Annotated in this window: 17 protein-coding genes and 1 pseudogene; 12 read left to right on the top strand and 6 right to left on the bottom strand. The window is 71.7% G+C overall.

What is annotated here, in order from left to right:
* From ADK36_RS44750 to ADK36_RS44730, 5 genes are read left to right on the top strand one after another with little or no spacing between them, the layout of a single operon-like run.
* Positions 1-1,137 carry an MCE family protein gene (locus ADK36_RS44750; RefSeq protein WP_234330111.1) on the top strand — a complete coding sequence of 379 codons (1,137 nt, stop codon included), beginning with the start codon at positions 1-3 and terminating at the stop codon, positions 1,135-1,137.
* Positions 1,134-2,438 carry an MCE family protein gene (locus ADK36_RS44745; protein ID WP_053201666.1) on the top strand — a complete coding sequence of 435 codons (1,305 nt, stop codon included), beginning with the start codon at positions 1,134-1,136 and terminating at the stop codon, positions 2,436-2,438. The genes ADK36_RS44750 and ADK36_RS44745 overlap by 4 nt, the downstream gene beginning before the upstream one ends.
* Positions 2,435-3,724 (top strand): MCE family protein, encoded by a 1,290-nt coding sequence (locus ADK36_RS44740; protein WP_048584427.1) that lies wholly within the window; start codon positions 2,435-2,437, stop codon positions 3,722-3,724. Before ADK36_RS44745 ends, ADK36_RS44740 begins: the two co-directional genes overlap by 4 nt.
* Positions 3,725-3,732: 8 nt before the next feature.
* Positions 3,733-4,212, top strand: coding sequence for a hypothetical protein (locus ADK36_RS44735; RefSeq protein WP_234330109.1), 480 nt, complete (start codon positions 3,733-3,735; stop codon positions 4,210-4,212).
* A gap of 34 nt (positions 4,213-4,246) precedes the next feature.
* Positions 4,247-4,984, top strand: coding sequence for a hypothetical protein (locus tag ADK36_RS44730; RefSeq protein ID WP_053201664.1), 738 nt, complete (start codon positions 4,247-4,249; stop codon positions 4,982-4,984).
* Positions 4,985-5,013: 29 nt separating this feature from the next.
* Here ADK36_RS44730 and dnaG read toward each other — a convergent pair whose 3' ends face one another.
* From dnaG to ADK36_RS44710, 4 genes and pseudogenes are all read right to left on the bottom strand, one after another.
* Positions 5,014-6,918: a DNA primase gene (dnaG, locus tag ADK36_RS44725; protein WP_048584430.1), complete on the bottom strand. Its 1,905-nt coding sequence runs from the start codon at positions 6,916-6,918 to the stop codon at positions 5,014-5,016.
* Between the two features lie 123 nt (positions 6,919-7,041).
* Positions 7,042-8,307 (bottom strand): NAD(P)/FAD-dependent oxidoreductase, encoded by a 1,266-nt coding sequence (locus ADK36_RS44720; RefSeq protein ID WP_048584431.1) that lies wholly within the window; start codon positions 8,305-8,307, stop codon positions 7,042-7,044.
* A gap of 169 nt (positions 8,308-8,476) precedes the next feature.
* Complete coding sequence (locus ADK36_RS44715; RefSeq protein ID WP_048584432.1) at positions 8,477-9,730, bottom strand: deoxyguanosinetriphosphate triphosphohydrolase; 1,254 nt, start codon at positions 9,728-9,730, stop codon at positions 8,477-8,479.
* A 152-nt stretch (positions 9,731-9,882) separates the two neighbouring features.
* Positions 9,883-10,713 (bottom strand): annotated as a pseudogene (locus ADK36_RS44710) (sirohydrochlorin chelatase); the annotation flags it as partial.
* A 222-nt stretch (positions 10,714-10,935) separates the two neighbouring features.
* Here ADK36_RS44710 and ADK36_RS44705 point away from each other — a divergent pair.
* Positions 10,936-11,622 carry a SanA/YdcF family protein gene (locus ADK36_RS44705; RefSeq protein ID WP_048584434.1) on the top strand — a complete coding sequence of 229 codons (687 nt, stop codon included), beginning with the start codon at positions 10,936-10,938 and terminating at the stop codon, positions 11,620-11,622.
* A gap of 204 nt (positions 11,623-11,826) precedes the next feature.
* The gene (locus tag ADK36_RS44700) at positions 11,827-13,992 is read left to right on the top strand and encodes a molybdopterin oxidoreductase family protein (protein WP_048584435.1); all 2,166 of its coding nucleotides are present in this window, start codon (positions 11,827-11,829) and stop codon (positions 13,990-13,992) included.
* A 36-nt stretch (positions 13,993-14,028) separates the two neighbouring features.
* Here the strand turns inward: ADK36_RS44700 and ADK36_RS44695 are convergent, their stop codons facing one another.
* Complete coding sequence (locus tag ADK36_RS44695) at positions 14,029-14,469, bottom strand: gamma-glutamylcyclotransferase family protein (protein WP_199830379.1); 441 nt, start codon at positions 14,467-14,469, stop codon at positions 14,029-14,031.
* Positions 14,470-14,579: 110 nt separating this feature from the next.
* Between ADK36_RS44695 and ADK36_RS44690 the strand changes: the two genes are divergently transcribed.
* From ADK36_RS44690 to ADK36_RS44675, 4 genes are all read left to right on the top strand, one after another.
* Positions 14,580-16,226: a M4 family metallopeptidase gene (locus tag ADK36_RS44690; protein ID WP_048584437.1), complete on the top strand. Its 1,647-nt coding sequence runs from the start codon at positions 14,580-14,582 to the stop codon at positions 16,224-16,226.
* Positions 16,227-16,280: 54 nt separating this feature from the next.
* On the top strand, positions 16,281-16,697 hold the full coding sequence (locus ADK36_RS47560; RefSeq protein ID WP_234330108.1) for a phosphotransferase: 417 nt from the start codon (positions 16,281-16,283) through the stop codon (positions 16,695-16,697).
* Between the two features lie 393 nt (positions 16,698-17,090).
* The gene (locus ADK36_RS44680; RefSeq protein WP_048584439.1) at positions 17,091-17,609 is read left to right on the top strand and encodes a hypothetical protein; all 519 of its coding nucleotides are present in this window, start codon (positions 17,091-17,093) and stop codon (positions 17,607-17,609) included.
* 117 nt (positions 17,610-17,726) lie between these two features.
* The gene (locus ADK36_RS44675; RefSeq protein ID WP_048584440.1) at positions 17,727-18,428 is read left to right on the top strand and encodes a class F sortase; all 702 of its coding nucleotides are present in this window, start codon (positions 17,727-17,729) and stop codon (positions 18,426-18,428) included.
* Here ADK36_RS44675 and ADK36_RS44670 read toward each other — a convergent pair.
* Positions 18,366-18,767 carry a winged helix-turn-helix transcriptional regulator gene (locus ADK36_RS44670; RefSeq protein ID WP_048584441.1) on the bottom strand — a complete coding sequence of 134 codons (402 nt, stop codon included), beginning with the start codon at positions 18,765-18,767 and terminating at the stop codon, positions 18,366-18,368. The two genes, ADK36_RS44675 and ADK36_RS44670, sit on opposite strands and share 63 nt — an antisense overlap.
* Before the next feature lie 98 nt (positions 18,768-18,865).
* Here ADK36_RS44670 and ADK36_RS44665 point away from each other — a divergent pair, with 98 nt between their 5' ends.
* On the top strand, positions 18,866-19,771 hold the full coding sequence (locus ADK36_RS44665) for an NAD(P)-dependent oxidoreductase (RefSeq protein ID WP_053201660.1): 906 nt from the start codon (positions 18,866-18,868) through the stop codon (positions 19,769-19,771).
* Positions 19,772-19,824: the final 53 nt, after the last annotated feature.

Raw genomic sequence — 19,824 nt, 5'->3', positions numbered from 1 at the left:
ATCTCCGTCAAGGTAAGGAAGCGGCTGGCCCTGCTCACGGTACTGGCCCTCGTCGCCGCGCTCGGCTACGTCCTGTGGCCGCGCCCCGAGCCGGTCCGTGTCACGGCGTACTTCCCACGCACGGTCGGCATCTACCCCGGCTCGGACGTGCGCGTGCTCGGCGTCCGGATCGGCGAGATCAAGGAGATCACGCCGGAGGGCGGCCGGGTGCGGGTGGAGCTGGAGTACGACGCGGACCGCAAGGTCCCGGCCGAGGCCCAGGCCGCGATCATCAACTCCTCGGTGGTCAGCGACCGTTATGTACAGCTGCTGCCGGTGTACCGCGGTGGTCCGGCGCTGCGGGACGGGGACGAGATCCCCGAGTCGCGTACCGCCGTACCCGTGGAACTGGACCGGGTCTTCGACAGCCTGCACACCACGGCCGAGGCGCTCGGCCCCGAGGGCGCCAACAAGGACGGCGCCCTGTCCCGGCTGCTCGGGGTGAGCGCGGACAACCTGGACGGCCAGGGCAAGAACCTCAACCAGACCGTCGAGGACCTGTCGAACGCGGTCACCACCCTGTCCGACGGCCGCACGGACCTGTTCGGCACGATCCGCAACCTCCAGGTCTTCACGGCGGCGCTAGCGGCCGACGACAAGAGCGTGCGGTCGTTCAACGGCAGCCTCGCGAAGGTCGCCGGTCAACTGGCGGGCGAACGCGAGGACTTGGCGGCCGCGCTGAAGAACCTGGGGACGGCGCTGGGCGACGTGTCCGACTTCGTGAAGAAGAACAAGAAGTCGCTGACCTCGAATGTGGAGGGCCTCAGCAAGGTGACCAAGGTGCTGGTCACCCAACGGGCGGCGCTGGAGGAGCTGTTGGAGGTCGCCCCGACCGGTATGTCGAACCTGAACAACGCCTACAACCCGTCGGCCGGCACCCTCGACACCCGCAACAACGCCGACCAGGCGCAGGACCCGGCGTCACTGCTGTGCTCGGTGCTGAGGACGACCGGGGACGAGGGCGGCGAGAACCCCGACTGCGCGGAGCTGAGGGAGCTGTTCGACTCCCTGCCGGAAGTGCCGGAAGCGCCACCGGGTACCGCGGTCACCGGCACGGTCGACCGGACGCTCGGCGGGATCCTGGGGGCGAGCGCATGAGCGGGCCGCGTAAGGGCGGGGCCGGGGCGATGGCCTGGGCGGCGGTCGGTTCGCTGCTGCTGACCGGCTGCGAGTTCAACGGCTGGTACGACGTCCGGCTCCCCGGCGGAGCGGCCTCGGACGGCAACGCGTATCACGTGACCGTCGAGTTCCGTGACGTACTCGACCTGGTGCCGCAGTCGGCGGTGAAGGTCAACAACGTCACCGTGGGCGCGGTCGAGAAGGTGGAGCTGGACGGCTGGCACGCGCGCGTACGCCTCCGCGTCGCCGACTCGGTGAAGCTGCCCGCGAACGCCGTCGCCGAGCTACGGCAGACCAGCATGCTCGGCGAGAAGTACGTGGCGCTGTCGCGGCCGGTGGAGACGGCGCCGGTCGGCAGCCTCGGCGACGGCGACGTGATCCCCCTGTCCCGCAGCGGCCGCAACCCGGAGATCGAGGAGGTGCTGTCCGCGCTGTCGGCCCTTCTGAACGGCGGCGGGGTGGCCCAGCTGAAGACGATCACCGTGGAGCTGAACAAGGCGCTGGAGGGGCGGGAGAACCGGGTCAAGTCCCTGCTCAAGGAACTGAACGTCTTCCTGGGCGGCCTGGACGAGCAGAAGAAGGACATCGTCCGGGCGCTGAAGTCCGTGGACCGGCTCGCGCGGCGCCTCGGCAAGGAGAAGAAGACCATCGCCGAGGCCGTCGACACGATGCCGCCGGCCCTGAAGGTGCTGGCCGACCAGCGGCGAGACCTGACGAGGATGCTGACGGCGCTGTCGAGACTCGGCACGACGGGCACCAAGGTGGTCAAGGCCTCGCACGACGACGCGATCGCCAACCTGAAGCAGTTGCGCCCGATCCTGCAACAGCTCAACGAGGCGGGCGCCGACCTGCCCAACTCCCTGGAACTGCTGACGACTTACCCGTTCCCGCGCAACGCGGTGGACGCCATCAAGGGCGATTACGTCAACCTCCACATCACCGCCGATCTCGATCTGGCGGGAATCTACGGCAACTTGACGGACGAGCCGGGCGGGGACGGCCGTGGCGGCGACGGGGACACCCTGGGACCCGAGCTGCCCGAGGCCCCGGACCTCCCGCACGTACCGGATCTCCCGAAGGTGCCGGACGTCCCGAGCGTGCCGACGCCCACGGCGTTGCCGAACGGTCCGACCGCGCCGTCTCCTTCGGCCCCGTCCGGGGGCGGCGCAGACCCGCTGTGCCCGCCGGTGTGCACCGCCGCCTTGGTGGCTGGGGGCGACTGGCCCGAGGGGATCAACCTCGAACTCGCCGAGCTGATGCTGAAGGGGGTCCAGCCGTGATCACCCGTACGGTCAAGGTCCAGCTGATCGCTTTCGCCACCATCACCGCCGTAGGTGTGTCGTACGTAGGCGCGGAGTACACCGGTCTCGTGGACGAGGTCCTGGACCGCGGCTACACCGTCCGCGCGGACTTCCCCGACTCCGGGGGTGTCTTCCCCGGCGCCGAGGTGACGTATCGCGGAGTGCCGGTGGGCAAGGTCGGCGGGCTGCATCTGACGGGCGAGGACGGGGTCTCGATCGCCCTCGACATCGAGGACGAGGCTTCTCGCATCCCCGCGGACACGCTGGCGGTGGTGGCGAACCGCTCGGCGGTGGGCGAGCAATACGTCGACCTGCAACCGCGCACCTCCCACGGCCCGTACTTGCTGGACGGCAGCGACATCCCGCGTCGGAACACCCGGGTGCCGCTGCCGACGACCGACCTGGTCCTCAGCCTGGACCGCCTGGTCAACTCGGTCGGCAAGAAGGACCTCCGGGTGACGGTCGACGAACTGGGCGAGGCCTTCGCCGGAACCGGCCCGAACCTGAGCCGCCTGGTGGACTCGGGAAACGACCTGGTCGAGTCGGCGTCCGACGCGTTGCCCGAGACGATCGCCCTGATCGAGGACTCCCGGAAGGTACTGAAGACCCAGGCGGACCAGGGCTCGTCGATCAAGTCGTTCGCGCACGATCTGGCGGCCCTCTCGGCCCAGTTGAAGGCGAGCGACGGGGACCTGCGCAAGCTGATCGGCAATGCCCGGCCCGCGGCACAGGAGGTGAACTCCCTCCTGAAGTCGGTCACACCGGAGCTGTCGGTCCTGCTGGCCAACCTGATCAGCGGCGGCCAGGTGACACTGGCCCGCCTGCCCGGCGTGGAACAGGCCCTGGTCACCTTCCCCGTGATGGTGGCGGGCAGCTACACGGTCATCCCCGGCGACGGCACGACCCACTTCGGCCTGGTGCTGAACGCCGACGACCCGCCGGCCTGCACGCAGGGCTACGGCACCGCGCGCCGCGATCCTGCGGACACCAGCACCCGCGAGGCGAACACCGGGGCCCACTGCACGCTGCCGCGGGGCAGCGAGTCGTCGGTACGGGGCGCGCAGAACGCCCCAGGTGCTTCTGCCGCACCGGACGGCGCGAACCAGGCGGCGTACGCCTCGCCGTACGTCACCCCGTACGACCCGGAGACCGGCACCACCACCGGCCCGGACGGAAGGACCGTCGAGATCGGCTCGACGGGCGGCCAGCGGGCCGTGTTCGGAAAGGAGTCGTGGCAATGGCTGCTCGTCGGCCCGATGGCATGAGGAACACGATGACCTCCAGGGCAATGACGGTGGGACTGATCACGGCGACGATCGTCACCACCGCACTCACGATCTGGCTGACGTTCGGCGTCTACACCCAACGAGAGTCGCAGCAGCGCCGCCAGGACATCCTGGTGGCGGCCCGCCAGTCGGCCCTGAACTTCACCTCACTCGACTACCGGCACTACGACCGCGACAGCGCAAACGTGCTCGCGGGCGCCACCGGCGACTTCAAGAAGCAGTTCGCCGCACAGACGGAGCAGCTGACGCGGCTCGTGGCGAGGAACAAGTCCGTGTCCGAGGGCCGGGTTCTGGAGGCAGGCATCGTCCACTCGGACAAGACCTCGGCCCGAGTCCTGGTGGTCGCCGACAGCAAGGTGACCAACACGGCGGTGCCGCAGGGAGAGGCGCGCACGTATCGCCTGCAGCTCGACATGGTGCACCGGGACGGCCGCTGGCTGACGCGGAACGTCGAGTTCGTCGGCTGACAGGCACACCCAGGCACGAGTAAGGAGTACGACCATGCCGAAGACGATCACCGGCCGCGCCCCCGGCACGGCCGCCCGGCGCACGATGACGGCGGCAGCCCGCGCAGCGGCCAAGCGAGCGGAACGCGGCCACCTCGAACCGGCCCGGGAACCCACCGTCGCCGGCCGCACCGTACTGATCGACGCTCCGAAGAACGGCTGGGAGGACCCGCCCGAGCCGTCTCTGGAGTCGTTCGAGGAGGACGCGCCGCCGCAGGACAGTGGCCGGCCCCGTCGACGCCGATTGCTCACCGTGGTGCTCGGCGCCCTCTCGGCGGCCGGCCTGGCGGCGGTGGCCGTACTGGGCTGGCAGTATCTGGAGGGCCGTCAGGCGGAGAGCGCCCGAGCGGACGCGATCGCGGCGGCTCGCAAGGCGGCGCCGGTCGTGCTGTCGTACGACTACCGTCACCTGGACCGTGACTTCGCCCGCGCCCGCATCCACCTGACCGGCGACTTCCGCGACGAGTACGGGAAGACCACGAAGACGGTGGTCGGCCCGACGGCCGAGAAGTACCACGGCGTGGTGAAGGCAAAGATCGCCGCCCCCGCCACCGGCGCCCCGGCCGCCTCCGTGGTCTCGGCCTCCCCGGACGAGGTCGTGGTCCTCCTCTTCGTCAACCAGGTCACCGAGAGCACGCAGGTCTCGGGGGCCCGGGTGGACCTGAACCGGGTGCGGATGACGATGTCCCGCACGGGCGACGGCTGGAAGGTGAGCGCGGTGGACGCCCTCTGATACTTGGCGGTCACACCTTGATCGCACGCTCAGAGGGCGGCCGCGCCCTGCCCCCGCAATGCCTGGTCGTACTGCTGCAACACCCACAGTTCGTTCTGCACGGCGGCCAGTTGGGCCGGGTCGCCGCCCGCGCCCAGGCGGGTCAGCTGGCTCTGGACGTCACGGACGCGGCGCTCCACGGCGCGGCGGCGGACGGTGACCAGCTGCTCGCCGGCGTAGTTCTCGTCGACGGTCCTGCGCATGATCGCCTCGACCGCCAGCTCCGTCACCATCGCGCGGACCTGGTCGTCGGGGGCGGCGTCCCGGACCCGGACCAGGTACTCCTGCGCGTCCTGGATGCCGTACTCCGCGCCGCCCGCGTCCATGATCGCCTGGCGTACGGCGGCGTAGGGCGCGGCGGTGAACTCGTCGACGCCGTACGCGTCGAAGGCCGGGGAGACCAACTCGGGGCGCTGGAGGGCGAGTTTGAGGAGCTCGCGTTCGGTGGCGTACACCGGGTTGCGCAGGGTCAGCGCCGGGCCGGACGTGCGGGGCGCGGGGGCGGTGTCGTACGGCTGCTGTGCGTCGCGGGACGTCGGCGCCGGGCCCCGTCCGCCGCGGTCGCGCGCCCAACGCGCCAGCTGGGCCACCCGCTTGACCACGAACTGGGTGTCCAGGATGCCGAGCATGCCCGCGAGCTGGACGGCCACCTCGTGCTGGGCCCCGCTGTTCTTGATGCGGGCGACGATCGGGGCCGCCTCGTCGAGCGCCGCCGCGCGGCCCGCCGGGGTGTCGAGGTCGTAGCGGACGACGATCTGGCGGAGCGCGAACTCGAAGAGCGGGGTACGCGGTTCGGCCAGGTCGGCGACCGCCTCGTCGCCCTTCGCCAGGCGCAGTTCGCAGGGGTCCATGCCGTCCGGCGCGATGGCGATGTACGTCTCCGCGGCGAACTTCTGGTCGTCCTCGAAGGCGCGCAGGGCCGCCTTCTGGCCCGCCGCGTCGCCGTCGAAGGTGAAGATGACGCGGGCCGAGCCGTTGTCCATCAGGAGCCGGCGGAGGATCTTGATGTGGTCGCCGCCGAAGGCCGTGCCGCAGGTGGCGATGGCGGTGGTGACCCCGGCGAGGTGGCAGGCCATGACGTCGGTGTAGCCCTCGACGACGACCGCGCGGCTGGCCTTGGCGATGTCCTTCTTCGCGAGGTCGATGCCGTAGAGGACCTGGGACTTCCGGTAGATCGCCGTGTCGGGGGTGTTGAGGTACTTGGGCCCGTTGTCCGCCTCGTACAGCTTCCGCGCGCCGAAGCCGACGACTTCGCCGCCGATGTCGCGGATCGGCCACATGAGGCGGCCCCGGAAGCGGTCGATCGGGCCGCGGCGGCCCTCCTGCGCCAGCCCGGAGAGGAGGAGTTCCTTGTCCGTGAAGCCCTTGCCGCGGAGGAAGCGGGTGAGGTGGTCCCAGCCCTGCGGGCTGTAGCCGACGCCGAAGTGCAGGGCGGCGGCCTGGTCGAAGCCGCGCTCGGCGAGGAAGATCCGCCCGGTGTCGGCCTCGGGGCTGGTGGCCAGCTGCTCGGCGTACCACTCGGCGGCGATCTTGTGGGCCTCGACCAGGCGGATGCGCTCGCCGCGCTGGTGGGAGGGGTTGTACCCGCCCTCCTCGTAGCGCAGGGTGATGCCGGCCTGGCCGGCCAGGCGCTCGACCGCCTCGGAGAAGGAGAGGTGGTCGACCTTCATCACGAACGTGATGGTGTCGCCGCCCTCCTGGCAGCCGAAGCAGTGGAAGAGTCCCTTGCTCGGGCTGACCTGGAAGGACGGCGACTTCTCGTCATGGAACGGGCACAGTCCCTTGAGGTTCCCGCCGCCCGCGTTACGCAGCTGGAGGTACTCGGACACCACGGCGTCGATCGGGACCGCGTCCCGTACCGCCTTCACGTCCTCGTCGTTGATCCGTCCTGCCACGCGTGAATTCTACGGGGGCGGACTGACATGTCCGGGCGAGCTGGAACCCCCCAGGGGCGCGGGGAACCGCGCGACCGGCCACACACCACCCGCACCCGCGAGCCGAGCGAACCCGGCAGGCGCCTAGGCGATCAGGCCCTCAAGAGCGACATGAGGATCGGCCAAAGCCTCCGTGTCGACCCGCGCCCCGGAACGGACAAGTCGCTGAATCGGCTCTGTGACGTCCCACACATTCACGTTCATCCCGGCCAGCACCCGGCCGTCCTTCACCCAGAACGCGATGAACTCCCGCTTCCCCGCGTCGCCCCGGATCACCACCTCGTCGTACGACCCCGGAGGCGCCCAGCCGGAGTACTCCATCCCCAGGTCGTACTGGTCGGAGAAGAAGTAAGGGACGCGGTCGTAGGTGATGTCCTGCCCGAGCATCGCCCGCGCCGCAGCCGGTCCCCCGTTCAGCGCGTTCGCCCAGTGCTCCACCCGCAGCCGGGTGTCGAAGAGGGCGTGCGGGAAGGAGGCGACGTCGCCGGCGGCGTAGATGTCGGGGTCGGAGGTGCGCAGCTGTTCGTCCACCACCACGCCGCGACCCTGCGCACGGTCGGCGATGTCGAGTCCCGCCGCTTCCGCCAACCCCGTACGGGGAGCCGCGCCGATCGCCGCCAGGACGTCGTGCGCGGGGTGCTCCTCGCCGTCGTCGGTGCGGGCGGCCAGCACCATGCCGTCCTGGCCGACGATCTCCGTCAGCCGCCGCCCGAAGTGGAACCGCACCCCGTGCTCGCGATGCAGCTCGGCGAAGACGGCGCCCAGCTCGGGGCCGAGGACGCCGTGCAGCGGGGTGGGGTTGTGCTCGACGACGGTGACCTCGGCGCCGTACTCCCGGGCCGCCGCCGCGACCTCAAGGCCGATCCAGCCGGCGCCTGCGATCACGATGTGCCCGTTGTCCCGGCCGAGCGAGGCGAGGACGCCCTTGAGGCGCTCGGCGTGCGCGAGGCGTCGCAGATGGTGGACGCCGGCCAGGTCCGTGCCCGGAATGTCCAGGCGGCGCGGCTCGGCGCCGGTGGCCAGCAGGAGCTTGTCGTAGTGGACGACGGTGCCGTCCTCGCCGAACCGCACCGTCTTCGCCGTACGGTCGATCGCGTCGACGGTCTGGCCGAGGTGCAATTCGATGTCGTTGCGCGCGTACCAGGCGGGCTCGTGCACGAAGACGCTGTCGCGCTCCTCCTTGCCGAGGAGGTAGCCCTTGGACAGGGGCGGTCGTTCGTACGGGTGGTCGCGCTCGTCGCAGATCAGTATCACCCGCCCGGTGAAGCCCTCCGCGCGAAGGGTCTCGGCCGCCTTCGCGCCGGCGAGTCCTCCTCCGACGATGACGAATGTCTGATCCGCGTCGACCACTTGATGCCTCCTCGTAAGGGTGCCGCCACACGAGCGTCCCGCACGCAGCGTGATGCGGGAAGAGGGGGTGACCCGATCAGGCCACGCAGGGTCACTTTCGGGTGCCCGTTCGCCTCTTGGGCCTCACCCGTCGCGCACGGGTGAGCGCACCGCGCCGTATGCCTGGGCGCTACGCCCTGCGCGTGAGCCGCTCGTGCAGGGCGCGCGCCGACGCGTCCGTCAGGGAGGCGATCTGGTCGACGATCACGCGCTTGCGGGCACGGTCGTCGGCGGCCGTGTCGAACAGGGCCCGGAACTGCGGGTCCAGCCCCTCGGGCGCGCGGGCCGTGAGCGCCTCGGCCAGTTCGGCGACCACGATCCGCTGGTCGGCGCGGAGCCGCTCCTGCTCGGCGCGCTGCATGACGTACCGGTCGGCGACGGCCTTGAGGACCGCGCACTCCAGGCGGGTCTCGTGCGGTACGACGAGTTCCGCGTCGTAGCGGGAGAGCCGCCCGTCGCCGTACGCGGCGCGCGTGGCGCTCTCGGCGGCCAGGCAGAAACGGCCGATGAGCTGGCTGGTGGCGTCCTTGAGGCGGGCCTGGGCGACGGCCGAACCGTCGTAGCCGTGCGGCCACCACGGCTCCTCCTGGAGCCGGTCGAGGGCGGCGGACAGTTCCGCCGGGTCGGTGTCCTCGGGGACGTAGCGGCCGATGGCGACGGCGAAGACCGTCTGGCGCTCGGGTTCCGCGTGCAGGCAGTTGGGGTCGACGTGGCCCGCGTGCAGGCCGTCCTCGACGTCGTGCACGGAGTACGCCACGTCGTCGGACCAGTCCATGACCTGCGCCTCGAAGGTCGTGCGGGTGCCGGGGGCGTCCTTGCGGACCCAGTCGAAGACGGGACGGTCGTCCTCGTAGACGCCGAACTTCGGGGAGTTCGGGTCGGTGGGGTGGGCGCCGCGGGGCCAGGGGTACTTGGTGGCACCGTCGAGGGTGGCGCGGGTGAGGTTGAGGCCGACGGAGCCCTCCGGGGTGAACCGTTTGGGTTCGATGCGGGTGAGGAGTCTCAGCGACTGGGCGTTGCCCTCGAAGCCGCCGCAGTCCTCGGCGAACTCGTTCAGCGCGACCTCGCCGTTGTGGCCGAAGGGGGGATGGCCCAGGTCGTGGGAGAGGCACGCGGCCTCCACGAGGTCGGGGTCGCAGCCGAGGGCTGCGCCCAGCTCTCGGCCCACCTGGGCGCACTCCAGGGAGTGGGTGAGGCGGGTGCGGGGGCTGGGGTCCCAGGCGTGGCTGTGGGTTCCTGGGGTGACTACCTGGGTCTTGCCGGCGAGCCTTCTGAGGGCAGCGGAGTGCAGTACGCGGGCGCGATCGCGTTGGAAGGCCGTGCGGCCTGGGCGCTTGTCGGGTTCGGGGGCCCAGCGTTCGACTGCCGACTCGTCGTAGTACATGCACCGACAGTACGGGCAGACACTGACAAACGGAGGGTCGTGTTGCGCCTGGTCGCCTGCCGGGTTCTGTCGTGTGGCGAGTGCGGGTGGTGTGTGGCTGGTCGCGCCCACGCGGCGGAGCCGCATATCGATACCGCCCCGCGCCCCTTTTTCAGCATCTGGTCGTAGCGGTGGAGCAGAAGGCGGGCCATCGCCGGGTGCGTGCCCAGCGGGGCCGACGCGATCCAGGGGGCCGCCTGCGCGCATTCCGTCGCGAAGCGGCCCGGGGCCGTGAAGTACGACGCGATGGCGACCCTGGTGCGGCCCCGGGCGGCCAGGGTGCGTAGGGCGTCCTGGACCGTGGGGGCCGCTGTCGTCGCGTATGCCGGGATCACCGGGACGCCGAGGCGGTTGGCCAGGAGGTGGGCCGTGTGGGAGGTGTCGAGCTTGGACTCGGGGTCCCTGGAACCCGCCGCGGCCAGGATCACCGCGGTCTCGCGGCGGGTGGGCTCGTCCATGCGGGTGCGCCAGCCGGACTCGACCAGGCGGGCGTAGAGGGCCTCCACGAGTAGGGGGTGGGGGCCGAGGGCGGGGGCCACGCGCGCGTGTACCGGCGACTCGGCGGCCATCTCGGGGATGTCGCGCTTGATGTGGTAGCCGCGGCTCAGCAGGAGCGGGACGAGGATCGCCTCCCGGTCGCCGAGGGCGGCGAGGGTGTCCGGGAGCAGGGGTTCGTTCAGCTCGATGTGGCCGAGGTGGACCGGCAGGCCGGGGCGCAGGGCGCGAACCTTGCCGAGCAGCGCGCGTACGGTGCTCAGGGCCCGCGGGTCGCGGCTGCCGTGGGCCACGACGACGAGCGCGGGTGCCTCGGGGCGCCGCCTGCCGTCGAGCGAGACGAGGCTGAGCTGGCTGGCGAGCTGGCTGCTGATCCGGTTCATGAGGTGCGCCGTACTGTCGAGGTGGGCGGTCGTGGACTCGTCGTGAAGAGGGTTCGACGCCGTCATGAACCGATGGTGGCGGCGGGACGTTGCCTCCCCGTTTCGCAGGAATGACGGGTTCTTACACCGGGTTCACGATGCGGTACCCGGGGGTGTGAGCGGGCGTGACCTGTGGTTTCGGGCGGGAAGTGAAGCTGGTCACGCCGCATACGGTGAACCGGGGAGGACGACAGGACGTCCCTGACTGTCGAGTACAGGCCGTGTGCCGACCCGGGGAGGGACCATCCGATGCGCCGACCGAAGCTGCCTCGACCACGTCTGCCGCACACCCGCGCCGGGCAGCGGCGGCTGGTGCAGGCCGTGATGTCCGGATGCGTGCTGGGGCTGCTTCCGGCCACCTGGATGTACGTCGTCACCGGTGACCGGCTGCGGACCACGGCGGACGTGCCGCGCACCGATGTCGCCGTCGTCTTCGGCGCCGGGTTGTGGGCGGGCGAGCCGTCCCCTTATCTCGCGCACCGGCTCGACGCGGCGGCGAAGCTCTACCGCGACGGCCGGATCAAGGTCGTCCTCGTCACCGGCGACAACAGCCGCGAGGACTACGACGAGCCCGACGCGATGCGCGCGTATCTGACCCGGCACGGTGTGCCCGACTCGCGGATCGTGAGCGACTACGCCGGCTTCGACACCTGGGACTCCTGCGTCCGCGCCAAGAAGATCTTCGGCGTCGACGAGGCGGTGCTGATCAGCCAGGGCTTCCACATCCGGCGGGCGGTCGCGCTGTGCCAGGAGGCGGGGGTGACGTCGTACGGCGTCGGGGTCGACGCCAGGCACGACGCCACCTGGTACTACGGCGGGACGCGGGAGATCTTCGCGGCCGGCAAGGCGGCCCTGGACGCCGTCCTCGAACCGGACCCCCGTTTCCTCGGGCCGAGGGAGGCCGGGGTGGCGAACGCGTTGGCGGCGGAGCGATAGCGGCGCCCGACGGCATCGGCGCATGCCTCTGACCAAGGACCGTCCCCGATCGGGCGGGAGTGGGGCGACGGCCCCGCTCCCGCCCTTGCGTATGCCCAGGTCCAGGGGCCTCACCGCGGCCGGACGGCGACGGGGAGGGCACCGTGCCTGCCGCGTAACAGGGGGCCGTCGTGCACGTAACACGCCGGAAGCACGCTGAACGGTATGCCGAACTCCGCGACGCCCACGCACTGCCCGTACTGCGCCCTGCAGTGCGGTATGAACCTCACGCCCCTGCAGGACGGGGGTGTCGCGGTGGTCGAGCGCCCGGACTTCCCGGTGAACAAGGGGGCGCTGTGCGGCAAGGGCCGTACGGCGCCCGCGGTGCTGGCGTCGGGCGTCCGGCTGAGCTCGCCGCTGGTGCGCTCGGGCGGCACGCTCACGCCCGCCACCTGGGAAGAGGCGCTGGACCGCGTCGCCGAGGGCCTGGCACGCACGCGTACGGAACATGGCCCGGACGCGTGCGGGGTCTTCGGCGGGGGCGGTCTGACGAACGAGAAGGCGTACAGCCTGGGCAAGTTCGCGAGGATCGTGCTCGGCACCTCGCAGATCGACTACAACGGCCGCTTCTGCATGTCGTCGGCGGCCGCGGCCGGGATGAAGGCGTTCGGGCTCGACCGAGGGCTGCCGTTCCCGCTGGAGGACATCCCGAAGACCGGCTGCGTGATCCTCGTCGGCTCCAACCTCGCGGAGACCATGCCGCCGTCACTGCGCTACTTCACCGAGCTGCGCGAGAACGGCGGCACGCTGATCGTCATCGACCCGCGCCGCACGAAGACCGCCGAGCAGGCGGATCTGCATCTGGCACCCCGCCCCGGCACCGACCTCGCGCTGGCCCTCGGTCTGCTGCACCTGGTCGTCGCCGAGGGACGGGTGGACGAGGAGTACGTCCGGGAGCGCACGGCCGGCTGGGAGGACGCGCGGGCCGCCGCGATGGCGCACTGGCCGGAGTACGTGGAGCGCATCACGGGGGTGTCCGTCCCCCAACTCCGGGAAACCGTACGGATGTTCTGCGAGCCGGAGCGCGCGATGGTGCTCACCGCGCGCGGGCCCGAGCAGCAGGCCAAGGGCACGGACACGGTGGGCGCGTGGATCAACCTCTGCCTGGCCACGGGGCGGGCCGGCCGGCCGCTGTCCGGGTACGGCTGCCTCACCGGGCAGGGCAACGGACAGGGCGGGCGTGAACACGGCCAGAAGGCCGACCAGTTGCCCGGCTACCGCAAGCTGGACGACCCGGCGGCGCGGCGGCATGTCGCCGAGGTGTGGGGCGTGGACCCGGACAGCCTGCCCGGGCCGGGGCGCAGCGCGTACGAGTTGCTGGACGCCCTGGGCACGGACATCAGGTCACTGCTGCTGATGGGGTCCAACCCGGTGGTGTCGGCGCCGCGTGCCGCGCACATCGAGGAACGCATCAAGTCCCTTGACTTCCTTGCGGTCTGCGACGTGGTGCTGTCGGAGACGGCGGCGCTCGCGGATGTCGTACTGCCCGTGACCCAGTGGGCCGAGGAGACGGGCACGACGACCAACCTGGAGGGACGGGTGCTGCTGCGGCGGCGCGCGATCACCGCTCCGGAGGGCGTCCGCAGCGACCTGGAGGTCATGCACGAGCTCGCCGCGCGACTGGGCGGGGAACGGGGCCTGGAGAAGGGCTTCCCGACCGACCCCGAGGAGGTCTTCGAGGAGTTGCGCCGGGCGAGTGCGGGCGGGCCGGCGGACTACTCGGGGATCACTTACGGAAGGCTGGCGGAGGAGAACGGGGTGTTCTGGCCGTGTCCGGCGGTGCCGGGCGCGGAGGACCATGAGGACGAGGAGGGATCCGCGGGCGGTGAGGGGACCTCGCCGGCCGTCGGGAGCGGCAGCCCGGCGCACCCCGGCACGCCCCGCCTCTTCCTCGACCGGTTCGCCACCCCGGACGGACGGGCGAGGTTCGTCCCCGTCTCGTACCGGGCCATCGCCGAGGAGCCCGACGACGAGTACCCGGTCCTCCTGACGACCGGCCGGGTCGTGGCCCAGTACCAGTCCGGCGCCCAGACCCGCCGCGTCGACGAGCTGAACGCCGCCGCGCCGGGCCCGTTCGTGGAGCTGCACCCCCGCCTTGCGGCGCGGCTCGGGGCGGCCGAGGGCGACCCGGTGGCCGTGGTCTCGCGCCGGGGCCGGGCGGTGGCCCCCGCCCGCATCACGACCGGCATCCGCCCGGACACGGTCTTCATGCCCTTCCACTGGCCGGGCGAGGGCCGCGCCAACACCCTGACCAACCCGGCGCTGGACCCGACGTCACGGATGCCGGAGTTCAAGGCGTGCGCGGTGCGGGTGGAGGCGGTGAAGTCGTAGCCGGGCGGGGCCTGTTGAGCCTGACGGCCGCGTGACTCAGCCCGGCGGCCGGGTCGCCATCCAGTCGCCGCTCTCGATGAGCTTGCCGTGGGCGCGCAGACGCGCGGCGACGGACGGGGCGGCGACATACACCCAGGCCCGTACGGCCGTTCCGTCGGACTCGCGGACCACCTCGCGGGCGACGCGGTCGTAGAGGTTGCGCGGGTCGCCCGGGGCGAACTCCTCCAGGCGGTCGAGGGCGGCCAGGAGCGCCGGGTACTCCTCGGGGCGGGCGGTGACGAGCTCGCCGTGGACGGTGCCGCTGTCGCCGCGTTCCTCGACGGCGTACGGGTAGCCCGGGCCGTCGTACAGCACCGCCCCGACGAGTCGCGCCGGTTCCTCGGTGAGGGTGCGGCCGCGCAGGAACGGGGCGTGGTTGGGCTCTCCGGGGCGCAGGGTGCCGTAGACGAAGAACGGGAGTCGGGGAGAGGGGGTCACGGAAACGATTCTCTCCCCTCACACACCTCCACGTATTCACCCTGGTCACGACATGTGCACGCCCCCTTGAATCTTGGGCATCCGCTGCGCCGCCCAGTTCAAGGAGACCGATGAGCCGAATACGGCCGCACATCCGGGGTTCCCGACTTGCCACGGCGGGCATCGCCGCCGCCGTCGCCGCCCTGCTGGCCACCGCCCTGTCCCCCACCGCCGGCGCGGACGACAGTCCGACGAGGGCCATCGCCGTCGAGAACGCGGCGTCCGTCCTCAAGGACCGGGCCGGCCGCCTGGGGCTGACGGCCGCTCAGGACACCACCGTGCGGGATGTGATCGTGGACGCGGACGGCACCCAGCACGTCCGCTACGACCGCACATACCGCCGACTGCCGGTCCTCGGCGGTGACTTCGTCGTCCATCTCGCGAAGGACGGCAGCTACCGCGGCGCCTCCCGCGCCACCACGAGCGCGATCTCCCTGACGAGCGTGACACCCAAGGTCTCGGCACCGAAGGCGGCCGACCTCGCGGCGAGCGTGCTGCGGGCCGCGAACGTCGGCGAGACGCTGAAGAGGCTGACGTCCAGGCCCGAGCTGGTCGTCGACGCCCTGCACGGCGCCCCGAAGCTGGCCTGGCGGACCGACGCGGTCGCCCAGGACTCCGCGGGCAACCCGGTCGCCCGCACCACGCTGACCGACGCCCGCACCGGCGCGAAGATCGACACGTGGGACAGCGTCGAGCACGCGACGGGCGACGGGAAGTCGCTGTACGGGGGCACGGTGCCGTTGGAGACGACGGCGTCCGGATCGACGTACCAGTTGAAGGACGCGACGCGCGGCGGCACGTACACCGGCGACGCGGCGAACAAGACGGACCTGTGCATCCTCGCCATCTGTCTCAACCGCGCCCCGGCGACGGTCTTCACCGACGCCGACAACCACTGGGGCTCCGGTACGGGGACCGACCGCTCGACGGCCGCGGTGGACGCGCAGTACGGCACGGACATGACGTGGGACTACTACGAGGACGTCCACGGGCGTAAGGGCATCGCGGGCGACGGCAAGGGGTCGTTCAACCGGGTGCACTACGGCAACGACTACAACAACGCCTTCTGGGACGACAGTTGCTTCTGCATGACGTACGGCGACGGTGACGGCACCCAGCTCGGTCCGCTGGTGTCGCTGGACGTGGCCGGGCACGAGATGACGCACGGCGTGACGTCGAAGACCGCGGCGCTGACGTACTCGGGCGAGTCCGGCGGGCTGAACGAGGCCACGTCGGATGTCTTCGGCACGCTGGTGGAGTTCCACGCGGGCAACCCCGCCGACCCGGGTGACTATCTGATCGGCGAGAAGGTCGTGCGGTCCGGGTTCCCCCGCGGTGCCCTGCGTTACATGGACAAGCCGTCGAAGGACGGCAGCTCGGTCGACTGCTGGAGTCCGGCGGCGAAGGATCTCGACGTGCACTACTCGTCGGGGATCGGGAATCACTTCGCGTATCTGCTGGCCGAGGGCAGTGGTGCGAAGACGGTGAACGGGGTCGGTTACAACTCGCCGACCTGTGACGGGTCTTCGGTGACGGGGATCGGCCGGGACAAGCTCGGCAAGATCTGGTACCGGGCGCTGACCGTCTACATGACGTCCTCGACGAACTATGCGGGGGCGCGGACTTCGACGCTCAACGCGGCGAAGGACCTGTACGGGGCCGGGAGTGTGGAGTACGGCGCGGTGGGGGCGGCCTGGAGTGCGGTGAACGTGGGCTGACAGCGGTTCGGCGCGCCGTAGGGGTGGGGGTGCGTGGCCGGGTGCGGGTGGTTCGTGGCTGGTCACGCCCCGCATCTCCCCCCGCACCGTGCCGGCACCGCCCGCGAAGGGTCGACGGCCTCATGCCTACGACGCGCCACTCACCCGACTCTGCGATTCCGCGGCCCGGCCGGACTGAACGACGCCGCCGTCCGGACCGCGATCCGCGACCTGGGCGCCGGCACGCTGGACGCGACCGTGGCGACGGCCGCCTGGGAGGACGCGCTCCGCCTTCCCCAGTGGGACGACGCCCCCGTCTGGCTCCACGGCGACCTCCTCCCGGGCAGTCTGCTGACCTCCTCCGGCCACCTCACCGCTGTCATCGACTTCGGCGCCTTCGGGGTCGGGGCGCGGGTGGGCACTGTGCTTCGGGCTGTTGGCGGAGCACTACTACGGCGAACCACTACGGCGACGTCTGCGGGAACGGGATGAATCCGGTGCCGGCGGGGGTGGGGAGGGGGGCGGTGGGTGAGGCGGGCGGTGGGTGAGGTCTTGGCGGAGTGCGGTCCGCGGTAGCGCAGGCTCGGGCCGACGGAACCTCCGGCGCCGACCAGGGTCACCCGTTCACACCCCCGGCCCTCCCCCAACGGGTTCTCTTCCCCGACCCGCCCCGGATCCGGCGACGACCCGTGATGACCTGCTGAAACACCCCCGCCTCGGGGAGCCGTCCCCCTCTGCGCGACACCCGTTCACCCCATTCCCGGCGCTTTTTCGAGAAGCGCTCCCGCCCCACTGCCCCTTACCTCGGAAGAGCAGGGGCTCGGCCGAGGCGGCGGCACTTGGGGGTGTCGCGGGTCGTGAGTCCGTGCGCTCGGAGGAGCCTCGATGCGACGTACCGCCCGTCTGCTGACCGGGACCGCGCTGGCCGTCGGCGCCATCGGCCTCGCCGTCGCGCCCGCGTACGGCGCCGACGGTGGCGAGCTGGAGGTGTTTCCGTCCTCGGTGGTGCCGGGCGGGCAGGTCAGGGTGGACACGGCCGCGTGCCGGGACGGCGGTGCGGCGGGCGACGCCAGCGCGGTGGGCGCCGGTTCCTTCACGCTGGCGCCGGGCTCGGACGAGGAGGACGCGGCCGGGAAGTTCACGGTGCCGCCGAGCGCCCAGCCGGGCACGTACGAGATCGTCGCGACCTGCGCCGAGGGCGGTCGGCGGGTGGCGGGCGACCTGGTGGTCACGCTGACGTCCACGCGCGACCAGGTGCATCCGAGAGGAAGTGTGAAGACGGGGGTCGGCGGCGCTTTCGGCCGCGATCCCGTGCAGACCGCGGCCGGCGTGACGGCTCTCGCCGTCGCCGCCGCGGGCGGTACCTGGCTCCTGCATCGCCGGGCGAGAGGCGACGGGATCTGACGGACACCCTCCGCTGTCCGTCCGCCGGTACCGCACGTCCCCTCCCCCTCCGGGTCCGACGCCCCTCGCGGCCCGGAGGGGGATCGGGCGGCCCGAGGAGAGTCTCAGGAGGCTCGCGTGCGCAGTCAGAGGAGCGTCGGCAACACCCTCATAGCCGCGGTCAGCGTCCTGGCCCTGTGCTCCGGCGCCTGGCTACTGCGCAACGGCAGCGAGACGCACGCCCCGCCCCAGCCGTCGGCCGCGCAGGCCGGGAGGACACCGTCGGCCGACAGGACACCGCAGGCCGGGAGGAACCCGCCGGCCGGGGAGACCGGCCGCACTCCCGCCGACCCGCACCCCCGGCAGTCCGCCGCCCTCGCGCTGCCCCCCTCCCCGCCCGACCGCATCCGCATCCCCTCGCTCCGCGTCGACGCTCCCGTCATGGGGCTGGGCCTGACGAAGACGGGCAGCCTCGACGTCCCGCCCGCCGAGCGCAAGAACCTCGCCGGCTGGTACGAGGCCGGCACCACGCCGGGCGAGACCGGCACCGCGATCGTCGCCGGCCACGTCGACAACGCCGACGGGCCCGCCGTGTTCTACCGGCTCGGCGCCCTGAAGAAGGGCGGCACGATCGAGGTGGAACGACGGGACGGCGGCACGGCCCTCTTCTCGGTCGACGCCGTCGAGGTGTACGACGCGAAGGCATTCCCGGACGAGAAGGTGTACGGCGCGGCACCACGCCCCGAGCTGCGGGTGATCACCTGCGGCGGCGGTTACTCACGGACCACCGGGTATCAGGGCAACGTCGTCGTGTTCGCGCATCTCACCGGCAGCCGCTGACCCCTCGGCACGAGCACCCAGGATGTTCTCCCGGCCCCATGTCCCGAGCGGAGCCAGGGCCGCGTTGAGCGAGACGCCGAGCGGCGTCAGGGAGTACTCGACACGCGGCGGCACCTCGTCGTACGCCTCCCGGTGCACGATGCCGTCGGCCTCCAGCTCGCGCAGCTGTGCGGCGAGGACCTTCTCGGTCACGCCCGGCAGCTCGCGGCGCAGCTCCCCGAAGCGGTGCGGACGCTCGCTCAGCTCCCAGAGGATGACCACCTTCCACTTGCCGCCGATCACGTCCATCGCCGCGTCGGTCCCGCAGACGTACGCCCCCGGACGTCGACCGATCGCCATGATGCCCCTCCCCCTGCCTGGACTCTTTCCCGGTGGTAACCACCCACTCTCAAGTACGTACTTGAGCGGACTGTTCCCCTGCGACGAGCCTAAACGCCATGACTGACAACGCCCTTGCCACTACCGCTCCGACCCCGACCCCGACCCCGCTGACCCTCCTGGGCACCGGCGCCATGGGTACCGCCCTGGCCCGCGCCTGGCTCGCCGCCGGACACCCGGTGACCGTCTGGAACCGCACGTCCGCCCGCGCCGAACCGCTGGCCGCCGAAGGCGCGACCGTCGCCGCGAGCGCCGCCGAGGCGGTGGCCGCGAGCCGGCTGGTCGTCGTCTGTCTGCTGGACGACGCCTCGGTCGGCGAAGCCCTCGATGGCGCCGACCTGTCCGGCCGTGACGTGGTGAACCTGACCACCGGCACACCGGCCGAGGGCCGCGCCCGCGCCGCCTGGGCCGAAGCGCGCGGCGCCCGTTTCCTGGACGCCGGGATCATGGCCGTACCGCCGATGGTCGGGGAGCCGGGGTCGGGGGCGTATGTCCTCTACAGCGGGTCGCCCGGGCTCTTCGAGGAGCACGGCGAAACCCTCGCCGTGCCGACCGCCACCCGTTACGTCGGCGCGGACCCGGGCTTCGCGGCGCTGCACGACGTGGCGCTGCTGAGCGCGATGAGCGGCATGTTCGCGGGCGTGCTGCACGCCTTCGCGCTGATCCGCAAGGAGGGCATCGCCCCCAAGGACTTCGCGCCGCTGCTCGTGTCGTGGCTCGGCGCGATGGCGCCCGCCGCGCACATGACCGCCGACCAGCTGCAGAGCGGCGACTACGGCAAGGACGTCGTCTCCAACCTCGCGATGCAGGTCGCGGCCAACGCCACCCTGCTGGCCACGGCCGAGGAGCAGGGCGTGAGCGCGGAGCTGCTGACGCCGTACATGTCCCTCTTGGAGCGGTGGCTCGCCGCGGGGCACGGCGACGAGGACATCACGGGCGCGGTCGAACTGCTCGACCTGAACTGACCTGCCCTGAACTGACCTGCCCTGCCCTTGCCCGCCCCGCCCCGCCCGCCGGC

The organism is Streptomyces viridochromogenes (genome assembly GCF_001270495.1).
Classification (GTDB): Bacteria; Actinomycetota; Actinomycetes; order Streptomycetales; family Streptomycetaceae; genus Streptomyces; species Streptomyces viridochromogenes_A.
The sequence above is the reverse complement of the archived record's forward strand: the minus strand, read 5'-3'. Positions and strand labels throughout refer to the sequence as shown.

What these genes read in the sequence shown, in the direction of transcription:
- ADK36_RS44690 (WP_048584437.1), top strand. Translation starts at nt 14,580, where the DNA reads ATGAGCCGAATACGGCCGCACATCCGGGGTTCCCGACTTGCCACGGCG.
- ADK36_RS44735 (WP_234330109.1), top strand. Translation starts at nt 3,733, where the DNA reads ATGACCTCCAGGGCAATGACGGTGGGACTGATCACGGCGACGATCGTC.
- ADK36_RS44730 (WP_053201664.1), top strand. Translation starts at nt 4,247, where the DNA reads ATGCCGAAGACGATCACCGGCCGCGCCCCCGGCACGGCCGCCCGGCGC.
- ADK36_RS44715 (WP_048584432.1), bottom strand. Translation starts at nt 9,730, where the DNA reads ATGTACTACGACGAGTCGGCAGTCGAACGCTGGGCCCCCGAACCCGAC.
- ADK36_RS44680 (WP_048584439.1), top strand. Translation starts at nt 17,091, where the DNA reads ATGCGACGTACCGCCCGTCTGCTGACCGGGACCGCGCTGGCCGTCGGC.
- ADK36_RS44670 (WP_048584441.1), bottom strand. Translation starts at nt 18,767, where the DNA reads ATGGCGATCGGTCGACGTCCGGGGGCGTACGTCTGCGGGACCGACGCG.
- ADK36_RS44745 (WP_053201666.1), top strand. Translation starts at nt 1,134, where the DNA reads ATGAGCGGGCCGCGTAAGGGCGGGGCCGGGGCGATGGCCTGGGCGGCG.
- ADK36_RS44665 (WP_053201660.1), top strand. Translation starts at nt 18,866, where the DNA reads ATGACTGACAACGCCCTTGCCACTACCGCTCCGACCCCGACCCCGACC.
- ADK36_RS44705 (WP_048584434.1), top strand. Translation starts at nt 10,936, where the DNA reads ATGCGCCGACCGAAGCTGCCTCGACCACGTCTGCCGCACACCCGCGCC.
- ADK36_RS44700 (WP_048584435.1), top strand. Translation starts at nt 11,827, where the DNA reads ATGCCGAACTCCGCGACGCCCACGCACTGCCCGTACTGCGCCCTGCAG.